An 18,759-nucleotide genomic window follows, 5' to 3' on the forward strand; every position below is an offset into this window, starting at 1 on the left:
GCGCGCGGGCTGCGGCGTTGATCGGGTGGAACGAACAAAGGAGATAACCTGATGAAGACCCGCAACGCCATCGCCGCCCTGACCGCCCTGCCGCTGCTGGCCCTGCCCGCCAGCCTGATGGCCCAGACCAGCACCGAAACGCTGGAAACCGACGATGCCGTCGTCGACACACAGCCGGTCACCGGTGCACAGGATTACATCCAGCTCGACGATGCCGCCGTTATCGGCTCCACCGGCGAGAAGATCGGCGAGATCGAGGACCTACTGGCCGATGCAACCGGCAAGCCGGTGGCCGTGGTCGTGGAAACCGAAGGCTTCATCGGGATCGGCGACAAGGACGTGATCGTCACATTCGACCAGCTGGAAATGCTCGACGGCCAATTCCACGTCAACATGACGGAAGACGAGCTGGAGGCCCTGCCGAAGTGGGACGACTGAGTTCCGCGCTTGCCGGAAGGTGAAGGATGGAATTTGGACGGGGGCCGGGAGGCTCCCGTTTTTTTGTTGGGGGGGGCGCGCAGTTAGGTCGGGTAGTGCAGTGAAGTGTCCACTTTAGTACTTCTACGATGCTGCGGCAGTTTGCCTCGCGGAATTGCAACCTGTGCCAAAAATGCTCGCCTCGCAAGCTTTTCAGCGAAGTGCTTCCCTTTCATATAGAGACGCCCGGCTTTAAGCCGGGCGTGACGCATATATGGCACGAGGCATCGGGGCATAGGGCTATGCGCGCTCGATTGCCCTTTACCCTCTCAAAGAACCGGTTCGTAGAGCACCACGCGGGTGTCCATCGGGACGCGGTCATAGAGATCGACCATCTGGTCGTTGAGCAGCCGGGCGCAGCCGTTCGATACCCGGCTCGCCAGGGTCTTGGGCTTGTTGGTGCCGTGGATGCGCAGGAACGTGTCGCCGCGGCCGGGCTGGAACAGGTAGAGCGCGCGCGAGCCGAGCGGGTTGTGCAGACCGCCTTCCATGCCGTCCTTGTGCTTGGCATAGATCTCCGGCTCGCGTTCGATCATCCCCGGTGTCGGCGTCCAGCTCGGCCATTCCTTCTTCGCCCCGACATAGAATTCCCCGGCTTCGTAAAGACCCGGACGTCCGACGCCGACGGTATAGCGCAGCGCCATGTCGTCGGGCAGCGTCCAGTAGAGGGCGAACATGTCGGGATCGACATGGACCTCATAGGGCGCGGCTCCGCCCTCGAGCGGCACGAGCTGCGGCATCATGAACTCGGGCAGCTCGTAATTCGGGATGGTCTTCGGGCCATGCGCCATGGCGCCGGTGGCGGCGAAAGCCGCGCCGGTGGCGGCGAGTCCGGTGAAGAATGTTCTGCGTTTCATATCATGTCCCCTTGCATTGGCGGTTCTTTGCTTAATGAACCTCGGCAAGGTGGCGCCGGTTCCGCATGGGCCTTCACGAGAGCGACAGCTGTTGCAGCGATGCCTGCCCGGAGCGGCAGGCGCGCCCTGCCCGGCCTATTGCTGCGCCTCGTCGGCCTGGCTGATCGCCGCCTGGCGTTCCCGGACATGATCGGGCCAGGTGCTCTTGATATAATCGAGAATGGCGGCGATCTCGGTATCGCTCAGCACCTCGGCATAGCCGGGCATGTCGCTTTCATAGCCATTTCCGACAATCGCGGCCGTGCCATGTTTCACTATGTCGGTCAGTATCCGGTCCGAATGGTGCCAGGTGTGGCCGGTCTCGTCATGCGGCGGCGCCGGGAGCCTGCCGTTGGGCAGCCGTACACGCCAGTCGGCCTGCCCTTCGAGATCGCTGCCGTGACAGGCGGCGCAATTCTCTTCGTAGAGCATCTTCCCCCGCTCCCCCGGCTCCTCTGCCATCACGGGCAGGGTCGCGAGGACGGCCGCCATCACCGCGGCGATTCGTGTCACATTTATCGGCATCGTCTCAACTCCAATCACTTTTTTGGCGCGGCGCATAGCTGCCCGGTTCGGAACAGCCCCGCGCGGCGATGCCCTTTCTGCAACCTTCCACCTGATGGAGGTCAAGCAGGATCGGAAGGTCGGTACTTAACCGTTCTCCTATCGCAGACGTGAAGAGAAATGATCCGTGCGGGTGCCGGAGTCAGCTACCCTAGGGGCAGGCGATAGATCAAAAGGGAGGACGAAAATGCTACGCTATTTTGCCGCAGGATGTACCGCGTTGATGCTTGGAGCCGGGGTGGTGGCTGCACAGGACGAGCCTTTTGGCACCCAGGCGGACGCGGATTATGCCCAGCAGCTCTGGGAGGCGATGAAAGCGTCGAACCTTGCCGGGGAAAACGCCATCCGCACCATTCCCTATGAGGGGACGGAGCCGCACGGGATGCTGCTCGAGACGTTCTTCGCTGACGCGGAGATCGAGGGGCATATCGGCGCGCTGGTGATCAAGCGCAACTACGGGCCCGAAGGGGTCACCCCCGAGGAGGTGCAGGCCGATCCCGACAAGCATCTGGCCGCGGTCACGATCATGTACCGGCGCGAGGAAGGCTATGACGCGGATAACGGCAACTGGTTCTGGGTCAAGTATCTGCCCGACGGCTCGCTCGACAAGAACCCGGCCGGGATGCAGCTCGCGGGCCGTGTCGCCAAGGGGGCGGATGCCGGGTGTATCGCCTGTCACGCAGGGGCGCCGGGCGAGGATTATCTCTTCACCACCGATTGATGCCGCCGGTTCCGGCACCCGGCGCGACCCGGGCGCCGGGAGACGTGTCGCTTGATACGGGCAGCGCAGCGGGTTAGCGCGAGGAGCCGCGTGTTCAGCCCGATTGAGACCAGACCTCGCCCAGCTGCCGATTGCGCGTTTCCACCGCCGCGATCCGCTCCAATGCGCCACTGCCCGCGCGTTTCGCGAGCATCCCGGTCAGCACCTCGGCCAGCGCCAGCGTGGCGGCGTAGGAGGAAAAGAAATGCGGGCTTTCCGAGGGCAGGATGAAACTCTCGCTGGCGTATTTCAGCGCCGGGCAGGAATGGCTGTCGGTCAGTACGATGACACAGGCACCTGCGGCCTGCGCCGCTTCGGCCGCGAGGATCGAGCTGGTGGCGAAGGGCGGGTTGGTGATCACCAGCAGCACGTCGTCGGCCCCGAGTCCTTCCAGCCCGCTGCCGAGCGAGGCGCCCATGCGCAAGCCCATCGACCAATTGTCCGCGACGAAACCGGCCATATAGGCGATATATTCGGCGATCCCGGTGGAGCCGAGCCCGCCGAGCACCAGCACCTTGCGCGCCTGGTGCAGATGTTCGACGCAGCGCTCGAGCGTGGTGACGTCGAGCGCGGCGGCAAGCTGGTGCAGATTCCGCGTCATCGCCTGCAGATGTTGCGCGTGAAAGCCGTGATCCCCGGTGCCATGCTGCTCCTGCAGCGCCGCAGCGCGGGTCGAGAAGCTGTTGGCGCGTTCTGCCATGGATTGGCGCAGCACCTCGCGCAAAGCTTCGTAATTCTCATACCCGAGGGCCGTTGCCATGCGTGAGAAGGTCGCCGGGGTGAGCCGCGCCTCCTGCGCCACGCTGCGCAGGGTGCGGGTGGCGACGTCGATGGGATGGGCCAGGACGAAATCTGCCGCCTCGCGCAGGCGCGGGCTGAGGCCGGGATATTTTCCGGCCAGTTTCTGCTCGAATGTCGCGGCCATGGGCACCTCCTGCAATGTAACTGATGAAACAAATGTTTCATATATTGCGCGAATAGGAAACACCTGTATCTACTTCCGGCGCAGGTAGCCGCGCCGCAGAAGGAATCGCGTCATGTCCCATATCTTCCCCCGCCACTGCAAAGCCAACCCGCCGGTGATCGCCCGTGGTGAGGGCGTCTATCTCTACGACCAATCGGGCAAGCAATATCTCGACGGCTCCGGGGGGGCGGCGGTTTCCTGTCTCGGGCATGGCGATGCGCAGGTCACCGCCGCGATCAAGGCGCAGCTCGACAGGGTGGCCTTTGCCCATACCGGCTTCTTCACCTCCGAACCGGCGGAGCAGCTCGCCGATGCGTTGATCGCGCGGGCGCCCGAGGGGATCGAGCGGGTCTATCTGGTCTCCGGCGGCTCCGAGGCGATGGAGGCGGCGCTGAAACTGGCGCGGCAGTATTTCGTCGAGCGCGGCGAGGGTCAGCGCCGCCATGTGATTGCACGGCGGCAGAGCTATCACGGCAATACGCTCGGCGCGTTGGCCACCGGCGGCAATGAGTGGCGCCGCGCGCCCTTCGCGCCGCTGATGGTGGAGACCAGCCATATCGCCCCGTGTTACGCCTATCGCGGCCAGCAGGACGGCGAGAGCCCTGAGACCTATGGGCTGCGCGTCGCCGATGAGCTGGAGACAGAGATCAAGCGACTTGGCGAGGACAGTGTCTTTGCCTTCGTGGCCGAACCGGTGGTCGGCGCGACATTGGGCGCGGTGGCGCCGGTGCCGGGCTATTTCAAGCGCATCCGCGAGATCTGCGACCGTTATGGCGTGTTGCTGATCCTCGACGAGGTGATGTGCGGCATGGGGCGGACCGGTACGCTGTTCGCCTGTGAGCAGGACGGCGTGCGCCCCGATATCATCGCCGTGGCCAAGGGGCTCGGTGCCGGGTATCAGCCGATCGGGGCGATGCTCTGTTCCGGGGCGATCTATGACACGATCGCCAGTGGCTCGGGGTTCTTTCAGCACGGGCATACCTATGTCGGGCATCCGACCACCGCAGCTGCCGCGCTGGCAGTGCTCCAGCGGCTTACTGACGATGGGTTGGTGAACCGTGCCGCCGAGATGGGCGACCGGCTGAAAACCGCGCTCATCGAGGCCTTTGGCGATCATCCGCATGTCGGTGACATTCGCGGGCGCGGGTTGTTCCTCGGGCTTGAGATCGTCCAGGACCCCGACAGCAAAGCCCCCTTCGCGCCCGAGCTGGCCAAGAACAAGGCGCTGAAGAAAGCGGCCTTTGAGGCCGGGTTGATCTGCTATCCGATGGGCGGCACGATCGACGGGCGGCGCGGCGATCACATCCTGCTCGCACCGCCGTTTATTCTGGAGGATCAGCATATCGACGAGATCGTCGGCAAGCTGCAGATCGCGTTCGACCAATGTCTCTGACCCCGCTGCCGCGGCTGATGGTGGCGCCAAACGGGGCGCGCAAGGGCAAGGCGGATCACCCGGCCCTGCCGATCACCCTGCCCGAGATCATCGAGACCGCCCACGCCTGTCACAGGGCCAGGGCCGACGGGCTGCACCTGCATCTGCGCGACGCGGGCGGTGTTCATATCCTTGATTCCGGGCTCTACCGCGAGGCGCTGGCGGCGCTGGGTGAGGCGGTGCCGGATCTGGCGGTGCAGGTCACGACCGAGGCGGTGGGGCTCTATACTCCCGCCGAACAGCGGCAATTGGTGCGTGACCTGCGCCCGGCGCTGGTCTCGGTCTCGCTGGCGGAGATGCTGGCGGAGGGCGAGTTCGACGCCGGCGAAGAGTTCTACAAAGAATGTGCCGAAGCCGGGACAGCCGTGCAGCATATCCTTTACGGGGTGGACGATCTGGCGTTGTTTGACCGGATGGAGACCGAAGGCCGCCTGCCCGCAGGTCCGTCGCAGATGCTGTTCGTGCTCGGCCGCCGTGCCAAAGACCAGCAGAGCGACCCTGCCGATCTGGCGCCCTTCATCCGCTGGCTGGCGCAGCGCGGGGATCAGCCCGATTGGGCGATCTGCGCCTTCGGGCGGGGCGAGACTCGCTGTCTGCAGGAAGCCGCGGAGGCGGGGGGCAAGCTGCGGGTCGGGTTCGAGAATTCGTTCCGGAATGGGGACGGGACGCTTGCAAAGGACAACGCCGAACGCGTTGCCGAGGTCTTCGCGACCTGCCGCCCGGCGTCGGTCAGATGAACTCGGTGTGAAAGCGGATCACCCGGTGCCGGTCGCTGGGATCGGTGAGGAAATGGCCGCAGACCCCGAAAACCTCGCGCAGCAGCGCATCGCTCAGCACCGCTCCGGGCGCGCCGCAGGCGACCATGCGGCCCTGTTGCAGCACGCAGATCCTGTCGCAAAGCAGCGCCTGATTGAGGTCATGCAGCGCGATCACCGAGGTCACCGGCAGTGCCCGCACGAGGTGCAGGATCGACAGCTGGTGGCGAATGTCGAGATGGTTGGTCGGTTCATCGAGCAACAGCACCTGCGGGCGCTGCGCCAGCGCGCGGGCGATATGCACGCGCTGGCGCTCGCCGCCTGACAGCGTGTGCAGGGGTTCGGCCTCGAACCCGATCAGATCGGCATCAGTCAGCGCGCGCCGGACCGCCGCTTCATCCGCAGTGCTCCAGCGGCGCAGCGCCGAGAGCCAGGGCGTGCGCCCCAGTTCGACCGCCTCGCGCACGCTGATCCGCTCGCGCGCCTCTGCATGTTGTTCCACCAGCGCGAGGTTCTGCGCGATCTCGCGGCGGCGCAGCTTTGCCATCGGCTGGCCATTGAGCAGCACCGCGCCCGCGCTTGGCGCGCGGATCCCGGCCAGCATCCGCAGCAGCGTCGATTTGCCCGATCCGTTCGGCCCGATCAGCCCCAGGGTTTCACCGGGGCGCAAGGTCAAGTCGATGCCCTGCACGATTTGCTTGCGGCGGGCCTGCCAGCCAAGGTTTTCGCAGGACAGGATCATCGCCCGGTCCGCCCGCCGATCAGGATCAGCGCGAATACCGGCGCGCCGATCAATGCGGTGACCACCCCGATCGGCAGCACCTGCCCCGGCACCAGCGTGCGCGAAATCACATCCGCCGCGATTAGGAACACCGCCCCCCCCAGCGCCGAGGCGGGCACCAGCCGCCCGTGCCTCGTGCCGACAAGGATGCGCATCGCATGGGGGATCACCAATCCGACAAAGCCGATCGAGCCGACGATCGAAACGATGACCGCAGTCATCAGCGCGGCGATGCCGATGAGGCCGAACTGCACCCGCCGCACCGCGATGCCGAGCGCAGCGGCGCTGTCGCTGCCGAAGGTGAAGGCGTCAAGCGCGCGGGTGTTGAACAGGCAGGCGAGCGTGCCGAGCAGCGCGGCGGGCACCACCAGCGCCACGTCGGGCCAGCGCACCCCCGAGAGGTTACCCATGATCCAGAACATGATGCCGCGTGCCTGATCGGCATTGGCGCTCTTGGCGATCATGAAAGCGGTGAGCGCGTTGAAGAGCTGCGACCCGGCGATCCCGGCGAGGATGATCACCCCGGCGATCTGCGTCCCGCTGCCGATGTTGCCGTCGCCGCCCGCCGCATGGGCCAGCAAGGCGACGAAGACGAAAGCCAGCAGCGCCCCGCCAAAGGCGCCGAGCGAGAGCGATATTGCCCCCCCGCCGAGGCCCAGCACCGTGACCGCGACCGCGCCCGAGGAGGCCCCTGCCGAGATGCCGAGCAGATAGGGATCGGCCAGCGCGTTGCGCAGCAGCGCCTGCAGCACCAGCCCCGACAGCGCCAGCCCGGCCCCGCAGCAGGCCGCCACGATGGCCCGCGCCAGCCGGTAGTTCCAGATGATACCCTCGTCGATCCGATCCACCGGAAACCCGGCACCGAGCAGCTTGTTGGCGATCACCTGCAACACCACGCCGAGCGGTATCGGCGTCTCGCCAAGCGCCGCGCCCGTCGCCAGCGCCAGCAACAGCACCGGCGGCACGATCAGGCTCCAGTGCCAGGTACGCCGACGCGGCAGGGGCAGGCTCGCCAGGCTCATTGGGTGAGATCGAACCCGGCCAGATCATCGGCCAGTTTCTCGAGCGCGTAGATCGCACGGATCGACGGGTCCATGGCATGAGCCTGCATGGCCAGGATCCGCCCTTCGCGCACCGCTGTCATCTCGCGGGTGACGGGGTCGGTCTCAAGGAACTGCCGCTTGGCTTCAAGCGAATCCGCCGGGAAGCGGCGCCGCTCCATTTCGGCGAGGATGATGAAATCGGGATCGGCCTTGGCGAGGGTTTCCCATCCGACGCTGGGCCATTCCTCGCGCGACTGCACGACATTGTCGAGGCCGAGCTGCGCCATCATATAGGCGGGCACGCCCTGCTGTCCGGCGACATAGGGATCGCTGGCGATCTCCGGCGAGGAGAACCAGAACAGCGCCGTGCTGTCGGAGGGCAGATCGAGGCTCTCGGCCTTTGCAATCGCCGCCGCCTCGCGCGTTCTGAGGTCGTTGAGCAGCGCCGCGCCCTGCGCCTGCGCATCATGGATCAGCGCCAGTTCGGTAATGCCGCGGTAAAGCTGCGCGGTATCGAAAAGCTCCGACCGGGTACCGTCGAGCCCGACGCTGTTGTCCTTGCTCGCGCAGTCGCTGGGCATCACGTAGGTCGCCACGCCGAGGTCATGGAACATTTCGCGGCTGGCGACGATCCCTTCGGGGCCGACATGCCATTCATACATCGCCGTGACCAGTTCGGGGCGTTTGGCGACGACGCTTTCAAAGCTCGGGTCATTATCGGCAAGCCGCTCGACCTGCGCATTCACCGCCTCGAATTCCGGCAGCACCGGGTTGAACCAGACCGAGGTGCCGACCACCTGCTCGCCCAGCCCCAGCGCATAGAGAATTTCGGTGGTGGATTGGCCGATGGTCACGGCGCGGGCCGGGGCCGCCTCGAAACGCAGCTCATGACCGCAATTCTCGAGCTGCAGGGGATATTGCGTCTGATCTGCCGCTGCAGGTGGCACGAACAGGGCATGCATGGCAGAGGCGAGGAGGAACGGTTTCAGCTTCATGTCAGGTAGGCTCCGGGTTGGCGGGTCGAAGCGGGGACGTGGAACGAGACGCCGCGACCGGTCCTGCCGCCAGCTGCGGTGAAGGGGCCCTTCCGGGGGGGAGAGGAGAAACCGGTCCATGACATGCCTTTCCCGGACACCCCGTCCGGATTGAGGGTTGCGCGTCGGCAGGTCTCCTGACTGACGGATCGACACCTTCTCCACCTTCCCGGGCAACGCGCCCAGTGGCATCATGGTGAAGGCTCACCGCCTACAGTTGCGGGGGCAGTCGCGCTTGCCGAAAAGAGTTCCGGTGCGCATTCCCTATTCATTCCCGAAGGAAACCGACGCGGCAGCAATGCGTTCTCGGCCCGGTTCTGTCAAGCCATTCCGACGGCGATGCCCACGCCGGGCAGGATACGGCAGGCCGTTCATTCACGGTCGGCGACGAAAGATCGCTCTTGCGGCCAGAGCCAGGTTACCTAAACAACGTCGCAGGAACGCTAAAGCGTCTCGCCCTATACAGGCTTTCGGCGCACCTCTATAAATCTAGACATAATAGCGTTCAACCAGACAAAAGGGAGGGTCCGGTGAACCCCATTCTGAGCATCATCCTGTCGCGGCTGGCGATGGGGATGGTTACCCTGCTGGTGGTGACGCTGGTGATCTTCTCCGCCGTCGAGCTGCTACCCGGAGACATCGCCACCGAAACGCTGGGCCAGTCGGCCACCCCCGAGACCCTCGCGGCCTTTCGCGCCAAGCTGAACCTCGATGAGCCGGTCTATGTCCGCTACGGCACCTGGCTCTGGCAGGCATTGCAGGGCGATTTCGGGGTCTCGCTGTCCAACCGGCGCCCGATTGCCGAGCTGATCGCGACGCGGGCGGGCAATACCTTCTTCCTCGCGGCCTATGCTGCCGCCATCGCAGTGCCGATCGCGGTGCTGCTGGGGATGCTGGCGGCGCTCTATCGCAATTCGATCTTCGACCGGATGATCTCCGGCTCGACGCTGGTGGCGATCTCCTTCCCGGAATTCTTCATCGCCTATATCCTGATCCTGGCCTTTTCGGTCTGGCTCGGCTGGTTTCCGAGCCTGGCCAGTGTCGATGCCGCCACCGCCTTCTCCGAGCGGCTCTACCGGACCTTTCTGCCCGCGCTGACCCTGACGCTGATCGTGATGGCGCATATGATGCGGATGACCCGCGCGGCGATCATCAACCTGCTGGCCCTGCCCTATATCGAGATGGCCGGGCTCAAGGGCATGAAACGCTGGCGGGTGATCGCGGTACATGCGCTGCCCAATGCGCTGGCGCCGATCATCAACGTCGTGGCGCTGAACCTCGCCTATCTGATCGTCGGGGTGGTGCTGGCCGAGGTGGTCTTCGTCTATCCCGGCCTCGGGCAGCTGCTGGTCGATTCCGTGGCGAACCGCGACGTGACCGTGGTGCAGGCGGCCTGCCTGATCTTCGCAGCCACCTATATCCTGCTCAACATGGCGGCCGACATCCTGTCGATCATCGCCAATCCGCAATTGCTGCATCCGAGGTAGAGACATGCATTACTGGCTCAGCCAATTGCGCGAGGCGCCGCTGTCGGCCTGGATCGGCATCCTGCTGGTCACCGGCTTCGCGATACTGGCGCTCTTCGCGCCGCTCATCGCGCCTTTCCCCGAGACCGCGGTTGTCGGGCCGCAATATCACCCCTGGAGCGCAACGCATTACCTCGGCACCGATGCTCTGGGGCGTGATGTGATGTCGCGGCTGATCTATGGCGCGCGCAACACGGTCGGCATCGCGCTGGTCACGACCGCGCTGGCCTTCCTGCTCGGGGCTTCGCTGGGCCTGCTGGCGGCCACCACCGGCGGCTGGTTCGACGCGATCGGATCGCGCGTTGTCGATATCCTGATGGCGATCCCCTCGCTGATCTTCGCGCTGCTGATCCTGACCATCACCGGCACCTCGGTCATCTCGCTGATCCTGGTGATTGCGGTACTTGATTCCACCCGCGTCTACCGGCTGTCGCGCGCCGTGGCGCAGGGCATCCTGACCATGGATTACATCGAGGTCGCCCGGATGCGCGGCGAGGGCCTGCCCTGGCTCATCCGCCGCGAAGTGCTGCCCAATGCCGCCGCACCGTTGATCGCCGAATTCGGGCTGCGCTTCTGTTTCGTGTTCCTGTTCATCTCGGCGCTTTCCTTTCTGGGTCTCGGGCTGCAACCGCCGACCGCCGACTGGGGCTCGATGGTGCGCGAGAGCGCCAAGCTGATCTCGTTCGCCAATTTCGCCAGCTGGCAGAGCGCGACCTTCGGGCTGGCGCCGCTGCTGCCCGCCGGGGCGATCGCGCTGCTGACAGTGGCGGTCAACCTGATCGTCGATTGGGTGCTGCATGTCTCGAGCGGACTGAAGGAATGACCATGAAAGACACCTCGCATTCCACCGACCTGCTGCTGCAGATCAGCGATCTGCGCATCGAGGGCCGCTCCGGCGGCGCCTGGCAGGAGATCGTCAAGGGTGTGGATCTCAGCCTCAACCGCGGCGAGATCCTCGGGCTGATCGGCGAGAGCGGCGCCGGGAAATCGACGCTGGGTCTCGCGGCGATGGGCTATACCAAGGGCGGCTGCCGGATCAGCTCCGGCTCGGTGCGCTTTGACGGGCAGGAGCTGGTCGGCGCCCCTGCCGAGCAGCTGCGCAGCCTGCGCGGGGCGCGCATCGCCTATGTGGCGCAATCGGCCGCCGCCGCCTTCAACCCGGCCTACCGGCTGATCCGCCAATATGCCGAGGCCCCGGTGCGCCACGGGCTGATGTCGCGCCAGCAGGCCGAAGCGGATGCCGTCGATCTCTACCGCGCCATGCAACTGCCCGATCCCGCGCAGATCGGCTTTCGCTATCCGCATCAGGTCTCCGGCGGGCAGTTGCAGCGCGCCATGACCGCGATGGCGATGGCCTGTCGCCCCGACCTGATCATCTTTGACGAGCCGACCACGGCGCTCGACGTGACCACCCAGATCGAGGTGCTGAGCGCGATCCGCAAGGTGGTGCGCGAGCATCATACCGCAGCGATCTACATCACCCATGACCTCGCGGTGGTGGCGCAGATGGCCGACAGGGTGAAGGTGCTGCTGAAGGGCGAGGAGGTCGAGGAGGCCGAGACCCGCCAGATGCTGAGCCATCCGCGCGAAGCCTATACCAAGTCGCTCTGGGCGGTGCGCGATTTCCGCCGTGCGCCGATGCCGAAGCTGGCCGAAGACGCGGCACCCTTGCTGGAGATCGAGAACGTGAGCGCCGCCTATGGCGCGGTGAAGGTGCTCGATGACATCTCGCTCAAGGTACATCGCGGCCGTACTGTCGCGGTTGTGGGCGAAAGCGGTTCGGGCAAGTCCACCACCGCGCGGGTGATCATGGGTCTGCTGCCGCCGAGTGCCGGGTCGGTGCGTTTCGAGGGTCAGGAACTGCCGCCGCGCAGCCGGGCCCGTGCCCCTGCCCTGCAGCGCCGGGTGCAGATGATCCATCAGATGGCCGATACCGCGCTGAACCCCAAGCACCGGATCCGCGAGATCCTCGGGCGGCCGCTGACGTTCTTCCTCGGGCTGAAGGGCAAGGCGAAAGACGCCCGCATCCGCGAGCTGCTTAGCCTGATCGAGCTTGACCCCGACCAGTTCATCGACCGCCTGCCCGCCGAGCTGTCGGGCGGGCAGAAACAACGGCTCTGCATCGCCCGCGCGCTTGCCGCCGAGCCCGAGTTCATCATCTGCGACGAAATTACCTCGGCGCTCGACCAGCTTGTCGCCGAGGGTATCCTGCGGCTGCTCGACCGGCTGCAGCGCGAGATGGAGCTGACCTACCTGTTCATCACACATGACCTCGCCACGGTGCGTTCGATCGCCGATGAGGTGGTGGTGATGAAGGAGGGCCGTATCGTCGAACAAGGCCCGAAGGACGCGATCTTCTCGCCGCCACACCCGCCCTATACCGAATTGCTGCTGTCCTCGGTGCCGGAGATGGACCCAGACTGGCTGGACAACGTGCTGGAAGAGCGGCGGTTGAATCCGGTGTGATACGCTTTGGGCTGTGCTGACCCGCGAAAAAGGTCGGCGGCTCCTATCGGCAAGTCTCGCCGTGCTGGCCACTTGATCCCTGTGAGGGGTCGCGTATATACATCCATATATCTAGGGAGTGGCGCGATGATCGAAACCAAGATCCGGAAGGTCGGCAACTCGGCCGTCATGACCCTGACGACCGAAATGCTGACGATCCTCGACGCCAAGGAAGGTGACACGCTTTTCGTTATCCGGGGCGATGACGGCAGCCTGAAGATCACGCCACATGATCCTGCGGTCGCATCCGCATTGGCTGCCGCCGAGATCGTCATGGATGAGAACCGAGATCTGCTGCAAGCTCTTGCATGACAGGGCCGATCTGGGTGCCGCTTGCCGCTGTTCTTGCGATCCATGATCGTCAGATAAGCCGCCATGGCGGGGCTCCCGGCATACGTGACCGGGCGCTTCTGGAGACTGCGCCCGTTCGATAAACCTCGCCGCCTATACCCATGCCGACTTCGACGAGATTGCGGCGGCCTATGCCTTCGGCATTGCCAAGGCTCATGCTTTCGTGGACGGAAACAAGCGCACCGCCTTCGTGACTGCGCTCACGTTTCTGCGGCTCAACGGCTATTCTTTCCGTCCGGCGCCGGTTGAAGGCGTCGGGATGATGGAGGACCTTGCCTCAGGGCAAACCAGCGAGGCGGAGTTTGCCAGGTGGATCTCGCGGGATATGAGCCCGATCTGAAACCTAGGAGATTTCTTTGATAGGCGCGACCATTCGAATGGGGCGCTTTAATGGCTGTCCAGCGAGGCTCTCGGCATTAGCTTACCGCTTTCCAGAGGCAAGAAGTTGGCTCAGTCGTTCTGGAACACTGCCTTCTGTGCCTGCGCAATAACGCTATCGGGTCGAAGCAGCCATCGCCACCCCGAGCCGCTTCATTCGCCAACCCACATCACCAGGCGCCAAAGGGGCGACCCGCGAGCCGCCCCTTCTGCTGTCAGATATCGAGCACCACGCGGCCTTCTGGCCGGGCGCAGCAGAGCAGCACTTCGCCCGGTCCCGGCGGGTCGAGCGGCTCTTCGAAATAGCGCACTTCTCCCTCCTTGAGGCCGCAGCGGCAGGTGTTGCAGATCCCGGCGCGGCAGCTGAAAGCGGGGGTGAGCCCGGCCTCTTCGGCCAGTTCCAGCAGGGAATTGGCGCTGTCGTTCCAGGCGGCGCTGACACCGGATCTGGCGAAGACCACGTCATTCCCCTGCCCCGTGTCATTCGCCGCCTTCACCGGGCCGCGGGCGACCGGTAGATCCTCGGGCATCGCACGGGCGTCCGGGTTGGTCAGGAATGCCAGCCCGGCGATGGCGGCGGGCGCCTTCGAGGCGGTCTGCGGGGCGATCTGCGGCTGCTCGGCCAGCACTTCGAGCGAAGCGGCCTTGCCGAAAAATTCATAGGCAATCCGCGCCTTTGTGACGCCAAGCTCACGCAGCAGCCGGTACATGGCCACCATGAAAGGGGTCGGGCCGCAGAGATAGACATCATAATCATCAAGCGGCAGCAGCGATTGCAGCAGCGCCTTGTCGATCATCCCGACACTATGGCCGGGCCCGGAGGCGCGGTCCGCATCGCTCGGATTGCGGTAGATCACATGGTTGCGGATCCGGCCCTGCGAGGCTTCGGCGAGCTCTCGCAGCTCATCGCCCAGCGCCTGCACCGCGCCGTTTTCGCAGGCCTGCAGGAACCAGACCCTGCGTTCCGTCTCGGCCAGCCGATGCGCCATCGCGACCAGCGGCGTCAGCCCGACACCGCCGCCGAGCAGCAGGACCGGGCGCTCGCTGTCCTCATCGAGCACGAAGCTGCCGCGGGGTGCTGCCACCTCGAGCTCCATGCCGGGGCTGACCGCGTCATGCAGCCAGCAGGAGCCGACACCCTCGGGCAGATGCGCGGCATCGACCGGGCGGCCCCCGCGCTTGACGGTGATCCGGTGGCTGCCGGGCGCGGTCACGTCACCGGAAAGCGAATAGGTCTTCAGCACGCTGCCTTCGGGGGTCGGCAGTTTCAGCGTCAGATATTGGCCGGGGCGCGCGGCGAAGAGCGGCGCGCCATCGGCGGGTTCCAGGTGGAACGAGGTGATGATCTCGCTTTCGCGGATCTTGTCGGTCACGCGGAAGCGCCGGAAACCGCTGCTCATGTCAGGCGTCCATCTTGGCGTCGACCATCCGCTCCTCGGCGATCATCGCCTCGAGCTGGCGGCGGAAACGCAGCTGGCCCGCATCGATGCTGAGGTCGATATGCGGCGAGGTCTTGCTGTCCAACCCTTTCTGTACCTCGTTGAGCACCGCGCGGTCCTCTTCAAAGGCATTGCGCACATCCTCGCTCATCATCTTGGAAAGCTCCGCGTCATCGGGACGGATGTTGCGCAGCTGGAACCAGTAATAGCGGGTTTCCTTGTCAGTGGTCGGGGTCATGAAGTTGTAGCTGTCCATGACAAAGGTCTTCTCGTCGAGCGTGCCTTCCGGTCCGCCGGTGCCCGCCGGGGTGAAGACCGCCCGGATCAGCGCGTGCGACGGGTAGCGGACCTCGTAATGTTGCAGCCGGTCGCAATTGCCCTCGAACTCGACGATCTTCTTGTAGAAGGGCGCGGGCGCGTGATCCATCATCCAGCGGTGCACGATGACGCCGTTCTCGGTCTTGGTCACCCGCAGCGGTGCATCCTTGGTGGCCTCGGAAGCGAAGGAGCTCTCATGCACCCAGGCCACATGGGTCGGATCGAGCAGGTTGTCGCACATCAGCAGGTAGTTGCATTGCAACTCCATCGCCGCGCCCTTGTTCATGCCCCAGTCGGGGCTGTCGAAATTCGGGATGTCGATGATCTCCTCGGGGTCGGCAATCGCCGCATTGCCCATCCAGATCCACACCAGACCGTATTTCTCATGCACCGGATAGGGCCGGACCCGCGCCGCCGAGGGGATACGCCCGCCGCCCGGCGCCCAGACGCATTGACCGGCGCAGTCGAAGGTCAGCCCGTGATAGCCGCATTCGACGTTGTTCCCCTTGATCCGGCCCTTGGAGAGCGGCAGCTTGCGATGCGGACAGGCATCCTCCATCGCGATGACCTCGCCATCCGCGTTGCGGAAGATGCAGATCTTCTCGCCCAGCACGAGGATTTGCTGCAATTCATGCTCGATCTCGCTGCTCCAGGCGGCGACGTACCAGGCGTTCTTGAGAAACATGGCTCTTCCCTTCAATCTTTCTTGGCTTTGTCCATGTCTATGCAGGATCGCGCCGGGATTCAGCCGAAATGTTTTTGCGAATAGTTAGGAAAACTAAAGCGTCAGACCGGCAGCGCCCGGGCCGCGTTGATCAGCCAGTTCAGAAAGGCGCGGGCGTTGGGCTGGTCCAGCGTGCTGTTGCCCCAGCAGACGTAATAGGGTTCAGGCATCCGCAAGGCGTCCTCCGAGAGCCGCACAAGGCGGCCGAGCTGCAGATCGAAAGAAGCGAAGGAAAGCTGCGCCAGCGTCACCCCCTGCCCGCCCGCCGCCGCCTCGAGCGCGAGGCTAGACAGCGAATGCACGGCGATCGGCTTGATCGGACCCGGATCGACGCCCCGCGCGGCGAACCAATCGCGCCAGCGCGGCACGCCGGTATAGGCCGGACCCCAGTCGATCTCGATCAGCGGCAACCCTGCGAGCCCCTCGGCACTGCGCGCCTCTGGATGACGCTCAAGGAACTCCGGCGCGCAGACCGGGAAGCAGATATCGGTGAAAAGCGGGCGCGAATGCGGCAATCGGCTCGCTACCGCGCCATAGGTCAGGCGGAACATCTGGCCAAGCATCTGCGGATCGGGCTCGGCATGGGCCGCCTCGAGCCTGATCGGCACATCCGCTGCCATGGCCTGGAAATGATGCAACTGCGGGTTCAGCCATTTCAACAGCAGCGTCGGCACGCCGGAGACCTTCAGATCGACCCCGGATTGCTGCTGCATCCAGACATCCTGCGCCGCGCGCAGCCGGTCAAAGCCAATCGCGATCATCTCGTGATAGCTGCGCGCCTCGGGGGTCAGCGCGGCGCGGCGGCCGTCCTTGAACACCACCTGCGCCCCGAGATGCTCCTCGAGCACTTTCAGTTGCTGGCTGATCGCCCCGGACGTGACCCCAAGCTCCTGCGCGGCACTGCTCACGGAGCCGAGCCGCCCGAAAGCCTCGAACGCCTGCAAAGCACGCAGCGGCGGTAGGAAGGATTTCATCGACGGGGTCCTCGGATTCGGAAGGTCTCGTTCATGGTTTAGCACAGCTGTCCGATGGTCCAGCAAATCTGATTTGCCTCTTTCGAACGGCGGACATTAGCATGATAAGATCAGACATAATGACAAGGGGCGGGTCGCTGCAAGGTGCAAGCGCCGCGCGGCCCTGCCATTTATCCGAGACCGGGCATCGTGAGCGCACGGGGCCACAACAGAAAAAACATGATAGAACGGGGAATGTGACATGACGATCAAGACCAACAGACGCTCCTTGCTGCTCGGCGCCGGGGCGCTCGGCGCCACCGGATTGCTCGGCCTCTCGGGCCAGCCGCTGCGCGCCCAGAACGCGCCGCAGAAGGGCGGCACCTTCCGCATGGCGATTGCCGATTTCGACAGCGGCGAGACGCTCGATCCGCAGGTTCATGAAACCAAGTTCATGACGCTGCTGCAATGGCAGCTGCGTAACAACCTGATCGAGGTCGGGCCCGGCGGCGTGCTGGTGCCGGAGCTGGCCACGAGCTGGGAAGGCAGCGAGGATTCCCTGACCTGGGTATTCAAGCTGCGCGAAGGTGTCGAATTCCACAACGGCAAGTCCATGAGCGCCGATGACGTGGTGTTCTCGCTGAACCTGCACCGCGGCGACGACACCGTTTCGCAGGTCAAGGCGCTGACCCAGCAGATCGCCGACGTGAAGGCCAGCGCGCCGCATGAGGTGACCGTCACCCTGCACGCCCCGAACGCGACCTTCCCCTCGCTGATGACCGTGATCAACCTGTTGGTCGTCCCCGCCGATGACATGAACTTCGACGCCGGGATCGGCACGGGCGGCTACATTCTCGAAAGCTATGAGCCCGGCGTGAAGGCGCGCGTCACCCGCAACCCGAATTACTGGAAAGAAGGCCGCGGCCATTTCGAGGCGGTCGAGACGCTGGCGATCCGCGACGTCAACGCCCGCACCACAGCTTTGCAGACCGGCCAGGTCGATGCGATGAATTTCGTCGATCCGACCACCGCGCGGCTGATGCAGATGATGCCCGGTGTCGATCTGGTACAGACGCAGGGCAAGGTGCATTACGCCTTCAGCATAGACACCACCGCCGGTGTCTATACCGACAACGACGTGCGCCGCGCGATGAAGCTGGCGATCAACCGGCAGGAGATCGTCGACAAGGTGCTTGGCGGCTTCGGCTCGATCGCCAATGACCAGTCGATCTCCTCGGCCTATCCGAATTACAACCCCAACCTGCCGCAGCATGAATACGACCCCGACGAGGCCCGTGCGCTGATGAAGAAGGCCGGTGCCGAGAACGAGGTGCACAGGCTGCATGTCTCCGAGACCCCGTTTGCGGGGGCGGTCGATGCGGCACAGCTCTACAGCGAACATGCCGCCGCTGCCGGGATCACCATCGAGGTCGCGCGCGAGCCCGAGGATGGCTATTGGTCCAAGGTCTGGGGCAAGGTCCCGTTCTTCGCCGAACGCTGGTCGGGCCGCGCCAATGAGGACCTGATGCTGTCGCTGGCCTATTCGCGCGAGAGCATCGGCAGCTGGAACTCCACCCATTGGGACAACGACGCCTTCAACAAGGCGCTCACCGCCGCGCGCAGCGAGCGTGACGATGCCAAGCGCCGTGAATTGCTTTGGGAGTGCCAGGCGCTGCTGTCGGCAAAGGGCGGTGTGGTTGCGCCGGTCTGGGCCGATTACCTCGACGCCAAGTCCGAGAAGGTCTCGACCCCCGAACAGGTCGCCGGTGACTGGGACATGGACGGCTGCCGCGCCTCCGAGCGTTGGTGGTTCAACGCCTGAGACTGACCTTTCTTCAGGCCGCAGGAGATGCGGCCTG

The 18,759-nt window shown here is 64.8% G+C and carries 18 protein-coding genes, 1 pseudogene and 1 riboswitch; of the genes and pseudogenes, 10 read left to right on the forward strand and 9 right to left on the reverse strand.

Going from position 1 to position 18,759, the window contains the following annotated elements; all coding sequences use genetic code 11:
* Window positions 1–51 precede the first annotated feature (51 nt).
* The gene (locus tag ACFSUD_RS04865; RefSeq protein WP_386372029.1) at window positions 52–438 is read left to right on the forward strand and encodes a PRC-barrel domain-containing protein; all 387 of its coding nucleotides are present in this window, start codon (window positions 52–54) and stop codon (window positions 436–438) included.
* Window positions 439–746: 308 nt separating this feature from the next.
* On the opposite strand, the gene ACFSUD_RS04870 is transcribed toward ACFSUD_RS04865, so the two are convergent.
* Window positions 747–1,334, reverse strand: a complete 588-nt coding sequence (locus ACFSUD_RS04870) for a L,D-transpeptidase (RefSeq protein WP_386372031.1) — start codon at window positions 1,332–1,334, stop codon at window positions 747–749.
* Window positions 1,335–1,469: 135 nt separating this feature from the next.
* Window positions 1,470–1,865 (reverse strand): c-type cytochrome, encoded by a 396-nt coding sequence (locus ACFSUD_RS04875; RefSeq protein WP_386372575.1) that lies wholly within the window; start codon window positions 1,863–1,865, stop codon window positions 1,470–1,472.
* Window positions 1,866–2,124: 259 nt separating this feature from the next.
* Between ACFSUD_RS04875 and ACFSUD_RS04880 the strand changes: the two genes are divergently transcribed.
* A complete protein-coding gene (locus ACFSUD_RS04880) occupies window positions 2,125–2,658 on the forward strand; it encodes a cytochrome P460 family protein (RefSeq protein ID WP_386372033.1) in 534 nt (177 codons plus the stop codon).
* 94 nt (window positions 2,659–2,752) lie between these two features.
* Here the strand turns inward: ACFSUD_RS04880 and ACFSUD_RS04885 are convergent, their stop codons facing one another.
* On the reverse strand, window positions 2,753–3,622 hold the full coding sequence (locus ACFSUD_RS04885; RefSeq protein ID WP_386372035.1) for a MurR/RpiR family transcriptional regulator: 870 nt from the start codon (window positions 3,620–3,622) through the stop codon (window positions 2,753–2,755).
* Window positions 3,623–3,734: 112 nt separating this feature from the next.
* Between ACFSUD_RS04885 and ACFSUD_RS04890 the strand changes: the two genes are divergently transcribed.
* Both ACFSUD_RS04890 and ACFSUD_RS04895 read left to right on the forward strand, forming a co-directional pair.
* Window positions 3,735–5,054 carry an aspartate aminotransferase family protein gene (locus ACFSUD_RS04890; protein WP_386372037.1) on the forward strand — a complete coding sequence of 440 codons (1,320 nt, stop codon included), beginning with the start codon at window positions 3,735–3,737 and terminating at the stop codon, window positions 5,052–5,054.
* Window positions 5,045–5,830, forward strand: a complete 786-nt coding sequence (locus tag ACFSUD_RS04895; protein WP_386372038.1) for a BKACE family enzyme — start codon at window positions 5,045–5,047, stop codon at window positions 5,828–5,830. Before ACFSUD_RS04890 ends, ACFSUD_RS04895 begins: the two co-directional genes overlap by 10 nt.
* On the opposite strand, the gene ACFSUD_RS04900 is transcribed toward ACFSUD_RS04895, so the two are convergent.
* Genes ACFSUD_RS04900 through ACFSUD_RS04910 form a run of 3 tightly spaced genes read right to left on the reverse strand, consistent with a single transcriptional unit; the run spans window position 5,823 to window position 8,667 of the window.
* On the reverse strand, window positions 5,823–6,590 hold the full coding sequence (locus ACFSUD_RS04900; protein WP_386372039.1) for an ABC transporter ATP-binding protein: 768 nt from the start codon (window positions 6,588–6,590) through the stop codon (window positions 5,823–5,825). The genes ACFSUD_RS04895 and ACFSUD_RS04900 overlap by 8 nt on opposite strands.
* Window positions 6,587–7,651 (reverse strand): FecCD family ABC transporter permease, encoded by a 1,065-nt coding sequence (locus tag ACFSUD_RS04905; RefSeq protein ID WP_386372041.1) that lies wholly within the window; start codon window positions 7,649–7,651, stop codon window positions 6,587–6,589. The genes ACFSUD_RS04900 and ACFSUD_RS04905 overlap by 4 nt, the downstream gene beginning before the upstream one ends.
* On the reverse strand, window positions 7,648–8,667 hold the full coding sequence (locus tag ACFSUD_RS04910) for an ABC transporter substrate-binding protein (RefSeq protein ID WP_386372043.1): 1,020 nt from the start codon (window positions 8,665–8,667) through the stop codon (window positions 7,648–7,650). Before ACFSUD_RS04910 ends, ACFSUD_RS04905 begins: the two co-directional genes overlap by 4 nt.
* Before the next feature lie 149 nt (window positions 8,668–8,816).
* Window positions 8,817–9,010: riboswitch (cobalamin riboswitch) on the reverse strand.
* Between the two features lie 226 nt (window positions 9,011–9,236).
* Here ACFSUD_RS04910 and ACFSUD_RS04915 point away from each other — a divergent pair.
* The 5 genes and pseudogenes from ACFSUD_RS04915 to ACFSUD_RS04935 all read left to right on the forward strand — a co-directional run bounded on the left by ACFSUD_RS04915 (window position 9,237) and on the right by ACFSUD_RS04935 (window position 13,428).
* Window positions 9,237–10,193 carry an ABC transporter permease gene (locus ACFSUD_RS04915; RefSeq protein ID WP_386372045.1) on the forward strand — a complete coding sequence of 319 codons (957 nt, stop codon included), beginning with the start codon at window positions 9,237–9,239 and terminating at the stop codon, window positions 10,191–10,193.
* 4 nt (window positions 10,194–10,197) lie between these two features.
* The gene (locus ACFSUD_RS04920) at window positions 10,198–11,055 is read left to right on the forward strand and encodes an ABC transporter permease (protein ID WP_386372047.1); all 858 of its coding nucleotides are present in this window, start codon (window positions 10,198–10,200) and stop codon (window positions 11,053–11,055) included.
* 2 nt (window positions 11,056–11,057) lie between these two features.
* A complete protein-coding gene (locus ACFSUD_RS04925) occupies window positions 11,058–12,698 on the forward strand; it encodes an ABC transporter ATP-binding protein (RefSeq protein ID WP_386372048.1) in 1,641 nt (546 codons plus the stop codon).
* A 126-nt stretch (window positions 12,699–12,824) separates the two neighbouring features.
* The gene (locus tag ACFSUD_RS04930; RefSeq protein WP_386372050.1) at window positions 12,825–13,049 is read left to right on the forward strand and encodes an AbrB/MazE/SpoVT family DNA-binding domain-containing protein; all 225 of its coding nucleotides are present in this window, start codon (window positions 12,825–12,827) and stop codon (window positions 13,047–13,049) included.
* Window positions 13,046–13,428: pseudogene (locus ACFSUD_RS04935) on the forward strand (type II toxin-antitoxin system death-on-curing family toxin). Before ACFSUD_RS04930 ends, ACFSUD_RS04935 begins: the two are co-directional and overlap by 4 nt.
* Window positions 13,429–13,681: 253 nt before the next feature.
* On the opposite strand, the gene ACFSUD_RS04940 reads toward ACFSUD_RS04935, so the two are convergent.
* The 3 genes from ACFSUD_RS04940 to ACFSUD_RS04950 all read right to left on the reverse strand — a co-directional run bounded on the left by ACFSUD_RS04940 (window position 13,682) and on the right by ACFSUD_RS04950 (window position 16,921).
* Window positions 13,682–14,866, reverse strand: a complete 1,185-nt coding sequence (locus ACFSUD_RS04940; RefSeq protein WP_386372052.1) for a 2Fe-2S iron-sulfur cluster-binding protein — start codon at window positions 14,864–14,866, stop codon at window positions 13,682–13,684.
* A 1-nt stretch (window position 14,867) separates the two neighbouring features.
* The gene (locus ACFSUD_RS04945) at window positions 14,868–15,908 is read right to left on the reverse strand and encodes an aromatic ring-hydroxylating dioxygenase subunit alpha (protein ID WP_386372054.1); all 1,041 of its coding nucleotides are present in this window, start codon (window positions 15,906–15,908) and stop codon (window positions 14,868–14,870) included.
* 101 nt (window positions 15,909–16,009) lie between these two features.
* Window positions 16,010–16,921 (reverse strand): LysR substrate-binding domain-containing protein, encoded by a 912-nt coding sequence (locus ACFSUD_RS04950; RefSeq protein ID WP_386372056.1) that lies wholly within the window; start codon window positions 16,919–16,921, stop codon window positions 16,010–16,012.
* A gap of 241 nt (window positions 16,922–17,162) precedes the next feature.
* Between ACFSUD_RS04950 and ACFSUD_RS04955 the strand changes: the two genes are divergently transcribed.
* Window positions 17,163–18,722 (forward strand): ABC transporter substrate-binding protein, encoded by a 1,560-nt coding sequence (locus ACFSUD_RS04955; RefSeq protein ID WP_386372058.1) that lies wholly within the window; start codon window positions 17,163–17,165, stop codon window positions 18,720–18,722.
* Window positions 18,723–18,759 lie beyond the last annotated feature (37 nt).

The sequence above is a fragment of the Sulfitobacter aestuarii genome, from assembly GCF_042685005.1.
In the GTDB taxonomy this organism is placed as follows: Bacteria; Pseudomonadota; Alphaproteobacteria; order Rhodobacterales; family Rhodobacteraceae; genus Sulfitobacter; species Sulfitobacter aestuarii.

Coding starts and splice junctions, on each gene's coding strand:
- ACFSUD_RS04865 (WP_386372029.1), top strand. CDS start 52: ATGAAGACCCGCAACGCCATCGCCGCCCTGACCGCCCTGCCGCTGCTG.
- ACFSUD_RS04870 (WP_386372031.1), bottom strand. CDS start 1,334: ATGAAACGCAGAACATTCTTCACCGGACTCGCCGCCACCGGCGCGGCT.
- ACFSUD_RS04875 (WP_386372575.1), bottom strand. CDS start 1,865: ATGGCGGCCGTCCTCGCGACCCTGCCCGTGATGGCAGAGGAGCCGGGG.
- ACFSUD_RS04880 (WP_386372033.1), top strand. CDS start 2,125: ATGCTACGCTATTTTGCCGCAGGATGTACCGCGTTGATGCTTGGAGCC.
- ACFSUD_RS04885 (WP_386372035.1), bottom strand. CDS start 3,622: ATGGCCGCGACATTCGAGCAGAAACTGGCCGGAAAATATCCCGGCCTC.
- ACFSUD_RS04890 (WP_386372037.1), top strand. CDS start 3,735: ATGTCCCATATCTTCCCCCGCCACTGCAAAGCCAACCCGCCGGTGATC.
- ACFSUD_RS04895 (WP_386372038.1), top strand. CDS start 5,045: ATGTCTCTGACCCCGCTGCCGCGGCTGATGGTGGCGCCAAACGGGGCG.
- ACFSUD_RS04900 (WP_386372039.1), bottom strand. CDS start 6,590: ATGATCCTGTCCTGCGAAAACCTTGGCTGGCAGGCCCGCCGCAAGCAA.
- ACFSUD_RS04905 (WP_386372041.1), bottom strand. CDS start 7,651: ATGAGCCTGGCGAGCCTGCCCCTGCCGCGTCGGCGTACCTGGCACTGG.
- ACFSUD_RS04910 (WP_386372043.1), bottom strand. CDS start 8,667: ATGAAGCTGAAACCGTTCCTCCTCGCCTCTGCCATGCATGCCCTGTTC.
- ACFSUD_RS04920 (WP_386372047.1), top strand. CDS start 10,198: ATGCATTACTGGCTCAGCCAATTGCGCGAGGCGCCGCTGTCGGCCTGG.
- ACFSUD_RS04925 (WP_386372048.1), top strand. CDS start 11,058: ATGAAAGACACCTCGCATTCCACCGACCTGCTGCTGCAGATCAGCGAT.
- ACFSUD_RS04930 (WP_386372050.1), top strand. CDS start 12,825: ATGATCGAAACCAAGATCCGGAAGGTCGGCAACTCGGCCGTCATGACC.
- ACFSUD_RS04940 (WP_386372052.1), bottom strand. CDS start 14,866: ATGAGCAGCGGTTTCCGGCGCTTCCGCGTGACCGACAAGATCCGCGAA.
- ACFSUD_RS04945 (WP_386372054.1), bottom strand. CDS start 15,908: ATGTTTCTCAAGAACGCCTGGTACGTCGCCGCCTGGAGCAGCGAGATC.
- ACFSUD_RS04950 (WP_386372056.1), bottom strand. CDS start 16,921: ATGAAATCCTTCCTACCGCCGCTGCGTGCTTTGCAGGCGTTCGAGGCT.
- ACFSUD_RS04955 (WP_386372058.1), top strand. CDS start 17,163: ATGACGATCAAGACCAACAGACGCTCCTTGCTGCTCGGCGCCGGGGCG.